Here is a 14062-nt window from a genome sequence, read left to right as displayed (position 1 = left end):
GCTCGCAGGCACGGAAATAAAGGCCCGGAGTCTGGTTGAGCGGCTTGAAGATTGCCGCTGCCTGGGTCAAAAGGCAGCCCATTGACCCGTGAAATCGAACAATTACTGCGCCGGGCAGGAAAAAAAGGCCTGCCACCTGCGGTAACGATTCAGACGTTGCCTGGCACAAAACGCCGCGCATTATAACCAGCGTTCTGTCATTCGGGGGCGTTGCAGTCTGTAGGCATAAACCCCGGTTTTCTGGCAGTGAAGGAAAAATCTGCTAACAATGCACACGGTGCGTATAACGGCAGCTACGCCATAATGCGCGCCGAGCTAAAAGGAGCATCCAATGAGCAGCACTGCACAAACTGCTGAAGGCGAAAAAATTCTCATCGTTGACGACGATCCGGGGCTGAGCAGCCTGCTGGAACGGTTTTTCGTCAGCAAGGGCTACCGCGCCCGTACCGTACCGAACACCGAGCAGATGGATCGTCTGCTGTCGCGTGAAGTTTTCAATCTGGTCGTACTCGACCTGATGCTGCCTGGCGAAGACGGTCTGACCGCCTGCCGCCGTTTGCGGGCGGCAAACAACCAGATTCCGATTATCATGCTCACCGCCAAGGGCGATGAGATGAGCCGCATCAAGGGCCTGGAGCTGGGCGCCGACGATTATCTGGCCAAGCCGTTCAACCCGGACGAGCTGATGGCTCGGGTCAAAGCGGTGCTGCGTCGTCAGGCCGCACCGGTACCGGGCGCACCGGGCAGCGAAGACGAAAACGTCACTTTCGGTGATTACGTATTGTCGCTGGCCACTCGCGAACTGAAGCGCGGCGACGAAGTGCACATGCTCACCACCGGTGAGTTTGCGGTACTCAAGGCCTTGGTGATGAACGCGCGTCAGCCATTGACCCGCGACAAACTGATGAACCTGGCCCGTGGCCGCGAGTGGGATGCTCTGGAGCGTTCCATCGATGTACAGATCTCCCGTCTGCGCCGGATGATCGAGCCTGATCCGTCGAAACCGCGCTATATCCAGACTGTCTGGGGCGTGGGCTACGTGTTCGTACCGGATGGCGCCGCCACCAAGTGATCGGCGATTTGTAGGAGCGGGTCTGCGGGGGCTGGTCGAACGGCCATGCCCGCAGACTCGCAATCCGCAATATGCGAGCATTGCTCGCTCCTGCAAGTGTGTAGCGGTTATAGATGAAAACCCCCGTCTGGTTCCCCCAAAGTTTTTTCTCCCGCACCCTCTGGCTGGTGCTCATCGTCGTGCTGTTTTCCAAGGCGCTGACCCTGGTTTATCTATTGATGAACGAGGACGTGCTGGTGGATCGCCAATACAGCCACGGCGTCGCCCTGACGCTGCGCGCCTATTGGGCCGCTGACGAAGAAAATCGCGCGAAGATCGCTGACGCCGCCACCCTGATCCGGGTGGTGGGTGCCGGTGTGCCGGAAGGCGAACAGCACTGGCCCTACAGCGAAATCTACCAACGGCAAATGCAGGCGGAACTCGGTGCCGACACCGAAGTGCGATTGCGCATGCACTCGCCGCCGGCATTGTGGGTTCGCGCGCCGAGCCTGGGCGATGGCTGGTTGAAAGTCCCGTTGTATCCGCACCCGTTGCGTGGTCAGAAAATCTGGAACGTGCTCGGCTGGTTCCTGGCGATCGGTTTGCTGTCGACCGCCTCGGCGTGGATTTTCGTCAGCCAGCTCAACCAACCCTTGAAGCGTCTGGTCTACGCTGCCCGGCAACTCGGTCAGGGTCGCAGCGTGCGCCTGCCGATCAGCGATACGCCAAGCGAGATGACCGAGGTGTATCGCGCCTTCAACCAGATGGCCGAAGATGTCGAACAGGCCGGCCGTGAGCGTGAATTGATGTTGGCAGGGGTTTCCCACGACTTGCGTACACCGTTGACCCGATTACGCCTGTCGCTGGAGTTGATGGGCGACCGCAACGACCTGACTGACGACATGGTGCGCGATATCGAAGACATGGACGCGATTCTCGACCAGTTCCTAGCGTTCATCCGTGATGGTCGTGATGAGTCGGTGGAGGAGGTCGATCTCAGCGATCTGGTGCGTGAGGTGGCGGCACCGTACAACCAGAACGAAGAGAAAGTGCGCTTGCGCCTCGAACCGATCCAGCCGTTTCCGCTACGTCGGGTGTCGATGAAACGCCTATTGAACAACTTGATCGGCAACGCCTTGAACCATGCTGGCAGCAGTGTGGAAGTCGCCGCCTATGTGTCCGGTGATGTCAGCGCGCCGTATGTGGTGCTGAGCGTGATGGACCGTGGGGCGGGGATCGATCCTTCCGAACTTGAAGCGATTTTCAACCCGTTTACCCGAGGAGATCGGGCGCGGGGCGGCAAGGGCACCGGGTTGGGGCTGGCGATCGTCAAGCGGATTGCTTCGATGCATGGGGGCAATGTTGAGTTGCGTAACCGGTCTGGGGGTGGGCTTGAAGCGCGGGTGCGGTTGCCGTTGGGGCTGATGTTGCCGCGGGATGCCGTTTAAAACATAAACCCTCACCCCAGCCCTCTCCCAGAGGGAGAGGGGGCCGACCGAGGTGTCTGGCGTTGTACATCGACCTGAAAGACTGGCTCGATTGTGGATTCGGCACAGCAGGATCAGGTCGGCGTATCTCTTAAGCATCTCCCTATCAGTCCCCTCTCCCTATGGGAGAGGGTTAGGGTGAGGGGCTCTTGCTCTTCGCTCTAGCCCTTACCCTTGGTGCGAGTCATATTCGGCCCGCCATTCTTCTCAAGGTGCTCGATGATGATCCCCGCCACATTCTTCCCTGTGGTGGTCTCGATCCCCTCCAGCCCCGGCGACGAGTTCACTTCCATCACCAGCGGCCCATGATTGGAACGCAGGATATCCACACCCGCCACCGCCAGGCCCATGACTTTGGCAGCACGCAACGCGGTCATGCGTTCTTCCGGGGTGATCTTGATCAGGCTGGCGCTGCCGCCGCGATGCAGGTTGGAACGGAATTCACCCGGTTTGGCCTGACGCTTCATCGCCGCGATCACCTTGTCGCCGACTACAAAGCAGCGGATGTCCGCGCCGCCCGCTTCCTTGATGTATTCCTGAACCATGATGTTCTGCTTCAGGCCCATGAACGCCTCGATCACCGACTCCGCAGCGGTCGCGGTTTCGCACAACACCACCCCAATGCCCTGAGTGCCTTCCAGCACTTTGATCACCAGTGGCGCGCCGTTGACCATGTCGATCAGGTCGGGGATGTCATCCGGCGAGTGGGCAAACCCGGTCACCGGCAAACCGATGCCGCGCCGCGAAAGCAACTGCAGCGAGCGTAACTTGTCCCGCGAACGGGCAATCGCCACCGATTCGTTGAGCGGGAAGACACCCATCATTTCAAACTGACGCAACACTGCGCAGCCATAGAACGTCACCGACGCGCCGATCCGCGGGATTACCGCGTCGAAACCTTCCAGCGGTTTGCCGCGATAGTGGATCTGCGGCTTGTGGCTGGCGATGTTCATGTAGGCGCGCAAAGTGTCGATCACTACCATTTCATGCCCGCGTTCGGTGCCGGCTTCGACCAGACGACGGGTGGAATACAGACGCGGATTCCGCGACAGCACAGCGATCTTCATGCAACACCTGTGGAGGAGGTAGATACCGGGAACACCGGCTTGTCTTGTACATATTTGATGCCCGGATTGACCACCAGATGGCCGTCAATCAGGGCTTTGGAACCGAGCAACAGGCGATAGCGCATGGATTTGCGGCAGGCGAGGGTGAACTCGATCGGCCAGACCCGATCACCCAGGGCCAGGGTGGTGCTGATCACATAGCGCTCCTGGGCATGGCCGTTGGAGCTTTTAATGGTTTTGCGCGTTACCAGCGGCGCTTCGCAACGGCGGTGACGCAACTGCACCACCGTGCCCAGGTGCGCGGTGAAGCGCACCCACTTCTCGCCGTCGCGCTCGAACGGCTCGATATCGGTGGCATGCAGGCTGGAGGTGCTGGCACCGGTGTCGATTTTCGCCCGCAGGCCGGCGACTCCCAAATCCGGGAGCGCCACCCACTCGCGCAGACCGACAACGGTCAAATGGTCAAATGTCTTCAATGGATAAAACCAACGATTAACGCGTCCACGCCTCAGGTGAAACCTGGGCCAACGCTTTGAATGCAGGTTTGGCGAACCAGTACCCCTGCATCAGAAATATTCCACAGTCCGCCAGGAAATCCCGTTCACCGGCGCTCTCGATGCCTTCGGCGATGACTGTAACGTCCAACTCCGCACAGATTGTGACAATACCCCGGACGATAGCCTGACGAACGCGGTCTTGATCGACATCGCGGATCAGCGCCATGTCGAGTTTGATCAGGTCCGGTTGGAAATCAGCCAGCAGATTGAGCCCCGAATAACCGGCACCGAAATCGTCGATGGCGGTCTTGAAGCCGAATTCGCGGTATTCACGCAGAATATTGGTCAAATGGCGATAGTTATCTACGTGCTCGCTTTCCAGGGTTTCGAAAATCAGTCGGTCGATCGGGAAACTGTGTTTTTTGGCGGCCTCCAGGGTGCTGCGAATGCATAGCTCTGGACGATAGACGGCGTTGGGCATGAAGTTGATCGACAAGTGTGTCTGCATATTAAGGTTGGCCGCGCCTTCGATGGCGCGGGTCCGGCAGAGTTGGTCGAAGCGGTAGCGGTTGTCTTCTGTAACCTGATCTAACACCGTCAATGCGCCTTCACCAGCCAGACCACGGACCAGCGCCTCATGGGCGAAAATCGACTGGTCGCGCAGATCGACGATAGGTTGGTAGGCGAAGTCAAAATCAAAACCCAGCGGTTCGCTTTGCTGGCAGCCCTGGCAACCGGCCTGTGGCGAGGTCAATGAAGACGGAAATTTAGTCACTCGATCACTCCATGCCGCTGAACCGGCGAAGATCACAGTCTATCTGGAGGGCCGAATTCTTGCGCCCGACAGAAACGGTAGTACAGTTCCGACTACTGGCAGAACGAGGAATTCATATGGCGCAAAAACAGGAAGAAGACGACAAGGTCCGTCTCGATAAATGGTTGTGGGCTGCGCGTTTTTATAAAACCCGGGCCTTGGCCAAAGCAGCGATCGAGAGTGGCAAAGTGCATTGTCGGGGCGAGCGCTGCAAACCAGGCAAAGAGCCACGCATCGGCGATGAATTCGAGATTCGTACTGGTTTCGAAGTGCGTACGGTGAAGGTCGAAGCCTTGTCGATTGTGCGTCGTGGCGCGCCTGAAGCGCAGACGTTGTATGCGGAAACCGAAGCGAGCGTGGCAAAACGCGAAGCGGCTGCGGCGATGCGCAAGGCGGGTGCCTTGGGCGTGAGCACCGATGGCAAGCCGAGCAAGAAGCAGCGGCGGGATCTGTTTAAATTTCGTGGGAACAGTAACGACGAGTAGAGCCGTAGTTGCTGTGTTGTCTGTGCTGACGTCATCGCGGGCAAGCCCGCTCCCACAGGTATTTCAGATGCTCACAAAATTTATGTTCACTGAATATCACTGCGGGAGCGTGGCTTGCCCGCGATCGAGTGCGCAGCACTCGCCATGGACGACGCGGTATCAGGCGCTACGCACCACACTCATCCGCGAAACAAGCGGCAACTTGCCCAGCAGATTGAAGATCGGCGAAGTCACCTTCAGCCAGAAATTCGCGGCGTGATAGGCAAACGGCGTGTAGTAACCCCAGCCCAACGCCCACACCGCCAGCAACACGCCGCCGATGTAATCGTCCTGACCCCAATGCGCGCCGGCCACCAGCCGCGGCAGCATGAACAGCAGCGCCAGGCCCCAGATCACCAGGAACTGGCCGACCGTACGGCTGAACACGCCCATGAACAGCGCCCAGATCAACAGCACCGAAGCATGGTCGCCAGGGAAGCTTTGGCTGGAGCGATCCTTCAGCTCCCAGGTCTTCTCCAGATGTGGGAAGTAGTCGCTGATGTGCACCGCGCCTTCAAGAACCATCGACGGGCTGCTGTGCTGCCAGTCCATGTGGTCGGCGAACTTGGAAAACAGCGTGCGGATCACCACCATCAACAGCAGGATCGAGAAAAATCCGAAAAAGGCGCGACGCACATCAATCGCCTTGAACACCCAGTCGCCCTTGATCAGCAGCGTCAGCAGAATCAGCCCGACCACAATGTCGAAAGGACGCAGACTTGCAATTGCCCAGATGTGGAGCCATATCGGGTTGCTGGCCAGCGGTGCGTTGAGTGAGCGGAACAGCCACTCGTCGAAAAACACACACAGCGCGTTGCCCGTAGGCCATAACCAGAAAGCCAGTAGCGCCAATGGCACCACATTGCACAGAACCAGCCGGCCGAGGTTCCACCTTTGTTGGAACAAACCCGGATTGTTCATAAAATGCCTCCCATGGCTAAGCAGTCGGCACCAAAAAAAGTGCCAAGAAGCGCAAATTTTCATTCTTTGTAACCATTTTGTCACCTCATTCAGATACCCAGACCTATGACCGACCTACCGGATACCGATTACACCCAACGCTTCATCTTTGATGACAGCGACACGCGCGGCGAACTGGTCGCGCTGGAGCGCAGCTACGCCGAAGTCCTCGCCAAGCACCCGTACCCGGAACCGGTCGCGCAGTTGCTCGGCGAATTGATGGCGGCGGCCTCGTTGCTGGTGGGCACCTTGAAGTTCGACGGCTTGCTGATCCTGCAGGCACGCTCCGAAGGCCCGATCCCGATGCTGATGATCGAGTGCTCCAGCGACCGTGAAATCCGTGGTTTGGCGCGTTACCACGCCGATCAGATCGCGGCGGATGCGACCCTCAGCGACTTGATGCCGAACGGCGTCCTGGCTCTGACCGTCGACCCGACTGTCGGCCAGCGCTATCAGGGCATCGTCGACCTCGACGGCGAAACCCTGTCCGAGTGCTTCACCAATTACTTCGTCATGTCGCAACAGGTCGGCACCCGCTTCCAGCTGTTCGCCGACGGTCGTCGTGCCCGTGGCCTGCTGCTGCAGCAACTGCCCGCCGATCGCTTGAAAGACGAAGAAGACCGCGCCGCCAGTTGGCAGCACATCACCGCGCTGGCCAGCACGCTGACCGCCGATGAACTGTTGAGCCTGGACAATGAAACCGTGCTGCACCGTCTCTACCATGAAGAGCAGGTGCGCCTGTTCGATGTGCAGAAACTGCGCTTCCATTGCAGCTGCTCGCGGGAGCGCTCGGGCAATGCACTGGTAAGTCTGGGTCAGGAAGATGCACAGGCTCTGGTGGTGGAAAACGGCGGCAACATCGAGATCGATTGCCAGTTCTGCAACCAGCGCTACCTGTTTGATGCGACCGATGTAGCTCAATTGTTCGCTGGCGCAGGCGTCGACACGCCGTCAGATACCCGGCACTAAAACGGTTCAGCGCAGGTAAATTCACTGCGTAACGACGGAATATCGCCGTTACGACGGGAGGACCCTACTCTTTTTGGGCTTTTCTGGCATAATCCGGCCCACTTTTTTCGCGGTAGTAGTGCACGACTTTCTACTACAAAACGTTTGGAGCACACTCGGCCACTGGCCGACGGGGAACCTCATGACGCAAGCCAATAACGCCGTGTACACCGATCTGAGTGTTGATGATCTGGTAAAAGAAGCCCTGAACCGCGGTGAGGGCGAGCTTGCCGATACCGGCGCTCTGGTTGTTCGCACTGGTCACCGCACCGGTCGTTCGCCTGTTGACCGTTTCATCGTTGAAGAGCCTTCCACCCAGGCCGCTATCGCCTGGGGCCCGATCAACCGCAAGTTCCCGGCCGACAAGTTCGATGCCTTGTGGGCTCGCGTCGAGGCGTTCAACAACGCGCAAGAGCACTTTGTTTCCCACGTGCATGTAGGCGCGGCCGAAGATCACTACCTGGCCGTGAAAATGACCACGCAGACTGCCTGGCAGAACCTGTTCGGTCGTTGCCTGTTCATCAACCCGGCCCAGTACAACCCGGCTGGCCGTGAAGAGTGGCAAGTGCTCAACGTGGCCAACTTCGAGTGCGTGCCAGAGCGTGACGGCACCAACTCCGACGGTTGCGTGATCCTCAACTTCGCACAGAAGAAAGTGCTGATCGCCGGCATGCGTTACGCCGGTGAAATGAAGAAAGCCATGTTCTCCGTGCAGAACTTCCTGCTGCCGGCCGCTGACGTGCTGCCAATGCACTGCGCCGCCAACATCGGCGAAGAAGGCGACGTGACCCTGTTCTTCGGTCTGTCGGGCACCGGTAAAACCACGCTATCGGCCGACGAAAGCCGTTACCTGATCGGTGACGACGAACACGGCTGGGGCGAAGGCGTTGTCTTCAACATCGAAGGCGGCTGCTACGCCAAGTGCATCGACTTGTCCGAGAAGAACGAGCCGGTCATCTGGAAAGCCATCAAGCACGGCGCCGTTCTGGAAAACGTCGTCATCGACGACGCCAAGCACGCCGACTACGCCGATGTCAGCCTGACCCAGAACAGCCGTGCCGCGTACCCGCTGGAACACGTTGCCAAGCGTTCCGAGAAGAACCTGGGTGGCGAGCCAAACGCTGTGATCTTCCTGACCTGCGACCTGACCGGCGTGCTGCCGCCAGTGTCGATCCTCAACGAAGAACAAGCGGCCTACCACTTCCTGTCCGGCTACACCGCGCTGGTGGGTTCGACTGAAATGGGTTCGGGCAGCGGCATCAAGTCGACCTTCTCCACCTGCTTCGGCGCACCGTTCTTCCCGCGTCCGGCTGGCGAATACGCAGAACTGCTGATCAAGCGCATCCGCGGCTTTGGCTCCAAGGTCTACCTGGTCAACACTGGCTGGACCGGTGGCGGCTACGGCGTCGGCAAACGCTTCAACATCCCGACCACCCGCGCGGTGATCGCAGCAATCCAGAGCGGCGCGCTGATCGGTGCCGCCACCGAGCACCTCGACACCATCAACCTCGACGTGCCACTGGCCGTACCGGGCGTTGAAACCAACCTGCTCAACCCACGCAACACCTGGGCTGACAAGGCTGCGTACGACGAGGCTGCCAAGGCATTGGCCGGTCTGTTCATCGAGAACTTCAAGAAGTTCGAAGTGAGCGACGCGATCAAGGCTGCTGGGCCTAAGTTGTAAGATCTGTCGTGAATGAAGAAGCCGCCTCTTGGGGCGGCTTTTTTGTAAGTGAGGGAACTATTGTTCTTTTAACTCGCTTTGAGCTTTTCTAGTTTTGAAAAAATCTCTTATCGAAAGAGGAGTTAATTGTTGCGCCTCTAATGTAGCCATTGTTTGGGCCCGCCAATCTAGGTCGCCTTCTTGTCTTAAGGATTTTCTAATCTCAATTATGGTTCCTAGTGCGCGGGCGGCCCAATCCCTGAATGCGTCAGGCTTCAAGATGAAAACATCTTTTAAGTGTTCAACCCCTCCGGGCGATACGTAGTTCACGGGCGTAATCAGTACTTTTATTATCTCCGTCCCTTCGTGTACACCACCCACATTTTCTCTAATCCAGTTGTCGTGACAAAATACCTGTCGTGCTTTCTCCACTGACAGAACATCATTAGTAGCGTTTGTATGATCTTCGAATACGATGCACAAGTCATTGCTAAGCAGCCACCAAGGATCTGGTGCTGCTCTGAGTTCAGTGTTACCTGCCTCGCAGCCAAGCATTAATCCTAATTCAAATTGACCTTGTTCAAATTTTTGTGCTTCCGAACTTGCCAAGGCACTTATTATTTCGGAATGTTTTCTATTGAATCGACTGTTATTTTTTACGCCAAAACTAAGCAGGTGATTTTCTAGGCGCTCAACTGTTTTGGGAAGGTAAGGATCTTGGGTGTTGAATTGAGATAGTTCTACTCCGGCGGATTTTGCTAGATCTACAAGCCATAGAATAGCCATGGTCGCTTTCATGGCTTCTGCGTAGTAATCCTTACTAGTATCTTCAGAAATCTGTTTTGCTTCGAATGCCATGCTCAGGCACGAACCAGCAAGATAATTCCATAATGCCCTGTACCCCTTTAAGTTAGGGTGTTTTATTACTCCCAAGATATTCCTACATTCATCAAATGCAGAAAGATAATCAGCCCTCCATAGATGATTTAAGTATTTGATTTCAAACGCCACTGACTTTTCTAGCTCCGCCATTTCTAGGGGAATTTTGCGAGTTTTACTACTCCTGTTTTGAACGATGGAATCGTTCGCTTCAACCCAATCATCATTTTGAGATCTAAATGCTAGGAGATTTTCCACTATGTCAGAGATCTCCGCAGATGATTGAAATTCTCCAAAGTCAATTTCAGCTTGTATTTCAGGATGAAGATATTGGGTGTTATCCTTTGTTAGCAAATAATCTAACCATTCGTTGCCTTTTACAACAACAGCCGCGTAATCACTATTGGCCCTAGTGCAGCGTCCTACAGCTTGTACGATCCTAGTTTGAATTCGATCATTTAATAGTACGCCACATCCCATTTTTGACATTAAGAACTTTTCTTGTAAGTTGGCAGACTTTGGAAGTCCCTCTAACACTAGCAGACGACATTCGTCATGAGGGAAATCCATGCCGTCATATCTATTTGCAATTACGGCAGCTGCAAAGGTACAGCTTGTAAAATCCTCTTTTGATGCCTCGATCTCTTTTGCACCGAATAGTGTGTATTTCCCAAGTTTTTGTATCTTTTGCTTCCTGTCTTCGGTTGCTCTGTCGCTAGGCGTTATAAACAAAGCTCTACCAAAGATAGATAAAGATTTCTCGATCAAGTCTTCTGTCTTGGTCTCATCATGTGAAACTTCAGGGAAGATAAAGAAGCGTCTTCCTATGCCTTGTTCATCAGTTTGAGATTCTGGAGTCAATCTATAAATATTAGCTCTGCCAGTTATCCGCTCTAGATCTCCGCCATTCCCCAAGGTGGCTGACATGTAAATTCTTTGCTTTGCGTTACTAAAAGGAACGTGGGTATGGGTTGGAGGAATTATTGGTCTAATTAAAATTTGAGTTGCTGAAATATAGCAGTGGCAGGCTTGAATATGATCTCTTAATAATGACCATGGATAATATAATGAGTTGTCCGTTGTTTCGATATCTAATAGATTTATGATTTGATCTTTTAACTTGTAGAATGTAGTTGTAGGTATTTTTTCCAGCCAGCTAAGAGATTGAAGGTCTAGTTCTCTTTGAGCTCTTGTTAGATTGGGTGTGTCTTTGTGGCCGTCGAGCAAAGTTACTAGAGCGTTGTAAGTGCTCGAGTTGTTTTTTCTGTCGATAAGCAGGGAGAACATTGAAGAGATATAGTTTTCGCAGGAGTGGGCGTCATCTAGGATTATTACGTCCGGGTTTTCAAAGAACGGGTTTGTATTGAATAGGGCGCTATAGGATGTAATGGCGATTTTTTCGATTCGTCGATACGAATTCTTTGACTCAAATGAATAGTCTTGTTTGGCGCCGGTGAATTCAGCGACTTCAATTCCATAAATGTCACGGGCTTGTTTGACTACTTGGTGTACTAATTGATTTGTTGGGCACAAATATACGACTCTATCTTGAAATTTTCTCCGGCGCCATTCAGCAAGCACAATTCCAACTAAGGTTTTCCCACTGCCGGTAGGAAGTCTTATAGCTACGTCCGGTTTTTCTAGCGCTTTGTCTGTATATTCCCTCCAAACATCAGCTTGTCTCGCTAAAGGACCTTCGATCTTTTTTGTTCTTATATCATGTAGCATTGACTCAGGCGTCGTAACTGAAAGCGTTACATTTGTTTGTTTTTTAAATGCCATTTCAAAATTCCATTTTGCTAACGGTTTAAATTAAAGTCAGAAGTCTGATGGATGATTCGGTGGATTTACCTTCAGTGCACTTTTCAAATGTCAGTAAGATTCAAAGCTAAGCTTGATGGACTGATTCCTAAGACTAAAGGTAGTTATAGATTTCGGTTTTCTCAAATCCAATTCGAAATTATTCTTCCCGCGAGCACGTTAAGCGTCAATTCATCGGCTCCATTGGCGTTATGAGTGATCTGGCGGTTTGATCGAGAGGGCTCGCGCCATGATCAATCAGTATCGCTGATGGAGCTAATGACGCGGTATTTGGTAGGAGTGTGGTTGTATTTTCTCTTCAGGCTAGAAGTACTCGTAAGGTTTTATCTGGATTACATAGAATTGAATGCTCGACTATTCGTATCAAGATCACCAATTCTTGAATGCAGGCATCATGGTTTCCTGTTCTTGCCTGGACAACCCAATTGCCGCGGCCAATCTCGGCCATTGGCTAACCACTTCTTGAAGATGCTTAATGATGCTTTCAGCATCCGAGCGGCTAACTCGAAAATACTCCGCCACTTCCCTCGCCAACTCCAAATCCAAGGCGTTGTCAGAGTCCGTGATGTTCAGCTTCAACCCATCCGCATGCGCCACCGGATTCATGTCATACGCTGCCGACAACCGCCACCCCCGACCAGGATCCAGAATAAAACCATGGTTTCGCAGGTGGTCGTCGGTGTTGGAGACCAGGATGTTGAAGACGATTCGCGACCAGAGTTCGCGGAGGTCGGTGTTGGGTTCCGAGCCGTGTTCCATGATGACTTCCGCCAACTCTAGATAGCTGGCGCCGGTTGAGGCGTCGTCGCCGTCGACGCGGTTGGTCATGGTCATGGCTGATGCGAAGTGATGTCGGCCGCCGCGCGCGGTTCGGTCGAAACGCTTCACCAGGAAGCAGTGGTGATCGCTTGCGTAGCGTCGGGCCATGCCGGTCGCAACACGTAGTCCACAGTTGACCGCCAAAGCGTTTACTACAAATTCCCAACCACCAACATCGTAGTCATCTCTCGTACTTGGGAATTTGGCGATCCACAGTTGGCCGAACTCGTCGACGACGCTGGCTTTCGGTCTGGCGCCGCCCAGCGAGCCGCCAGGTGCGATGAGCATTCTTAGCCATTCGCGGCCCTCGGTGGCTGTGTTGTCCCTATCGTTTTCCAGGGCGAGACTTGCCTGCTCTAACGCGCGTAGCTCGACAAAGGGTGGGGCGGCAACGCCGTCGCGGTCGTCGAGGAATTTGCCTTCGTCATTGAGTTTGTAGCGAAGGGCGCCGACACGGAATAGGTCGTGGACGCCAAGCAGGTAATCGGATTCAAACAACTTGCTGTTGCTGGGAAGCAAGCCGTCGCGAATGTCCCTTTCCAAGCGGCGTTTCATCAGCAGTTGGCCCCAACGATCGGGGCTTGAGTCTGCAAAGACGCCAAAGCGGCTCTGATGTTCGCCGGGGAATTGGCGGCCTTCGAAGGGGCCGATGCGCGGGTCTAGAGTTATGGAACTCAACTCGGGATCGGCCAACGCCTTAGGGTCGTACTCAAATTCGAACACGTTGGTGTTGCGTGTTTTCCTTGCGTGTAGAAATCCGAGGCGTCTGGCGCCTTTCAAGGATTCCCAGTCTGCATAAACAGCAATCAGCGTCATTCTTCACCTGTTGGGGGGCCGGCCTTTTTCTTCTTGTTCAAAAGGCTGGAGAGTGAGTGTGTGTTGAATGGGAAGTCAGCCGGAATTTTCGTGGTAGTGGCGGCATCGATAACGTTTGAAGTCTCGACGTGTTCGGATGCGCCCTTTTTTGCCGCACTGACTGCTCGTACTCGCTGGGGCTTTTTCGCTGCGGATCGTGTTGCAGGCATTAACTGCGCATCCTGCAATTGGCGACCCATTTCATCGGCTGCAGCCAGTTTGTTCAGGTCCTTTTCCAGCCCCAGCACTTGCATGACCGACAAGTAGGCCCCGATGGTTACGCCTGAGCCTCCGGACTCCAGATGGCGCAAGGTTGTCAGCGACATGCCTGATCTTTCGGCGACCTGCTTGGCCGTCAATTTGCGGCGTAGGCGAGCCAGCTTCAGTCGTTCACCAAGGTCGACCAAAAGTCGAGCAGTAGAGGGCAAGAGCGGCGCTGTTTTCTTGGCCATGTGGCAGTATTCCTTCATTTTTTAACCTTAACTGCCAGAATAATAGCACTTAAGATGAAGGATACTGTTTGCCGTAAGATCCGTGAAAAACGAAGTTAAGTGGCATTATTCCATCTGTTTTCGGTTCATATAGCTAGAATACTGCCACTTGAACGTTAGCGCTTC

Annotated in this window: 12 protein-coding genes; 5 read left to right on the top strand and 7 right to left on the bottom strand. The window is 54.6% G+C overall.

Annotated elements, in window-relative coordinates; translation table 11 throughout:
* The first annotated feature begins 331 nt into the window (after positions 1-331).
* Positions 332-1072 carry an osmolarity response regulator transcription factor OmpR gene (gene ompR, locus AC3WMT_RS14755; protein WP_016986271.1) on the top strand — a complete coding sequence of 247 codons (741 nt, stop codon included), beginning with the start codon at positions 332-334 and terminating at the stop codon, positions 1070-1072.
* 113 nt (positions 1073-1185) lie between these two features.
* Entirely contained in the window at positions 1186-2499 is a 1314-nt protein-coding gene (locus AC3WMT_RS14750) for an ATP-binding protein (RefSeq protein ID WP_103304137.1), read from the top strand.
* 200 nt (positions 2500-2699) lie between these two features.
* On the opposite strand, the gene rimK is transcribed toward AC3WMT_RS14750, so the two are convergent.
* From rimK to rimA, 3 genes are read right to left on the bottom strand one after another with little or no spacing between them, the layout of a single operon-like run.
* Positions 2700-3605, bottom strand: a complete 906-nt coding sequence (rimK, locus tag AC3WMT_RS14745; RefSeq protein WP_007949201.1) for a 30S ribosomal protein S6--L-glutamate ligase — start codon at positions 3603-3605, stop codon at positions 2700-2702.
* Positions 3602-4081 carry a retropepsin-like aspartic endopeptidase RimB gene (gene rimB, locus AC3WMT_RS14740; RefSeq protein WP_016986269.1) on the bottom strand — a complete coding sequence of 160 codons (480 nt, stop codon included), beginning with the start codon at positions 4079-4081 and terminating at the stop codon, positions 3602-3604. Before rimB ends, rimK begins: the two co-directional genes overlap by 4 nt.
* A gap of 16 nt (positions 4082-4097) precedes the next feature.
* On the bottom strand, positions 4098-4877 hold the full coding sequence (gene rimA, locus AC3WMT_RS14735; protein ID WP_103304138.1) for a S6 modification regulatory phosphodiesterase RimA: 780 nt from the start codon (positions 4875-4877) through the stop codon (positions 4098-4100).
* Positions 4878-4993: 116 nt separating this feature from the next.
* On the opposite strand from rimA, the gene AC3WMT_RS14730 reads away from it, so the two are divergent.
* Positions 4994-5401 (top strand): RNA-binding S4 domain-containing protein, encoded by a 408-nt coding sequence (locus AC3WMT_RS14730; RefSeq protein WP_103304139.1) that lies wholly within the window; start codon positions 4994-4996, stop codon positions 5399-5401.
* Between the two features lie 159 nt (positions 5402-5560).
* Here AC3WMT_RS14730 and AC3WMT_RS14725 read toward each other — a convergent pair whose 3' ends face one another.
* Positions 5561-6361 (bottom strand): phosphatase PAP2 family protein, encoded by an 801-nt coding sequence (locus AC3WMT_RS14725; protein WP_103304140.1) that lies wholly within the window; start codon positions 6359-6361, stop codon positions 5561-5563.
* 105 nt (positions 6362-6466) lie between these two features.
* Between AC3WMT_RS14725 and hslO the strand changes: the two genes are divergently transcribed.
* Positions 6467-7369: an Hsp33 family molecular chaperone HslO gene (hslO, locus tag AC3WMT_RS14720; RefSeq protein ID WP_103304141.1), complete on the top strand. Its 903-nt coding sequence runs from the start codon at positions 6467-6469 to the stop codon at positions 7367-7369.
* Between the two features lie 181 nt (positions 7370-7550).
* A complete protein-coding gene (locus tag AC3WMT_RS14715; RefSeq protein ID WP_025110978.1) occupies positions 7551-9092 on the top strand; it encodes a phosphoenolpyruvate carboxykinase in 1542 nt (513 codons plus the stop codon).
* A gap of 57 nt (positions 9093-9149) precedes the next feature.
* On the opposite strand, the gene AC3WMT_RS14710 is transcribed toward AC3WMT_RS14715, so the two are convergent.
* The 3 genes from AC3WMT_RS14710 to AC3WMT_RS14700 all read right to left on the bottom strand — a co-directional run bounded on the left by AC3WMT_RS14710 (position 9150) and on the right by AC3WMT_RS14700 (position 13897).
* A complete protein-coding gene (locus AC3WMT_RS14710; RefSeq protein ID WP_103304142.1) occupies positions 9150-11732 on the bottom strand; it encodes a DEAD/DEAH box helicase in 2583 nt (860 codons plus the stop codon).
* Positions 11733-12140: 408 nt separating this feature from the next.
* On the bottom strand, positions 12141-13406 hold the full coding sequence (locus AC3WMT_RS14705) for a type II toxin-antitoxin system HipA family toxin (RefSeq protein WP_103304143.1): 1266 nt from the start codon (positions 13404-13406) through the stop codon (positions 12141-12143).
* Entirely contained in the window at positions 13403-13897 is a 495-nt protein-coding gene (locus tag AC3WMT_RS14700; protein WP_100846585.1) for a helix-turn-helix domain-containing protein, read from the bottom strand. Before AC3WMT_RS14700 ends, AC3WMT_RS14705 begins: the two co-directional genes overlap by 4 nt.
* Positions 13898-14062 lie beyond the last annotated feature (165 nt).

It is taken from the genome of Pseudomonas sp. FW305-7, from assembly GCF_058786735.1.
The sequence above is the reverse complement of the archived record's forward strand: the minus strand, read 5'-3'. Positions and strand labels throughout refer to the sequence as shown.

What these genes read in the sequence shown, in the direction of transcription:
- ompR (WP_016986271.1), top strand. Translation starts at nt 332, where the DNA reads ATGAGCAGCACTGCACAAACTGCTGAAGGCGAAAAAATTCTCATCGTT.
- AC3WMT_RS14750 (WP_103304137.1), top strand. Translation starts at nt 1,186, where the DNA reads ATGAAAACCCCCGTCTGGTTCCCCCAAAGTTTTTTCTCCCGCACCCTC.
- rimK (WP_007949201.1), bottom strand. Translation starts at nt 3,605, where the DNA reads ATGAAGATCGCTGTGCTGTCGCGGAATCCGCGTCTGTATTCCACCCGT.
- AC3WMT_RS14730 (WP_103304139.1), top strand. Translation starts at nt 4,994, where the DNA reads ATGGCGCAAAAACAGGAAGAAGACGACAAGGTCCGTCTCGATAAATGG.
- AC3WMT_RS14725 (WP_103304140.1), bottom strand. Translation starts at nt 6,361, where the DNA reads ATGAACAATCCGGGTTTGTTCCAACAAAGGTGGAACCTCGGCCGGCTG.
- hslO (WP_103304141.1), top strand. Translation starts at nt 6,467, where the DNA reads ATGACCGACCTACCGGATACCGATTACACCCAACGCTTCATCTTTGAT.
- AC3WMT_RS14715 (WP_025110978.1), top strand. Translation starts at nt 7,551, where the DNA reads ATGACGCAAGCCAATAACGCCGTGTACACCGATCTGAGTGTTGATGAT.
- AC3WMT_RS14710 (WP_103304142.1), bottom strand. Translation starts at nt 11,732, where the DNA reads ATGGCATTTAAAAAACAAACAAATGTAACGCTTTCAGTTACGACGCCT.
- AC3WMT_RS14705 (WP_103304143.1), bottom strand. Translation starts at nt 13,406, where the DNA reads ATGACGCTGATTGCTGTTTATGCAGACTGGGAATCCTTGAAAGGCGCC.
- AC3WMT_RS14700 (WP_100846585.1), bottom strand. Translation starts at nt 13,897, where the DNA reads ATGGCCAAGAAAACAGCGCCGCTCTTGCCCTCTACTGCTCGACTTTTG.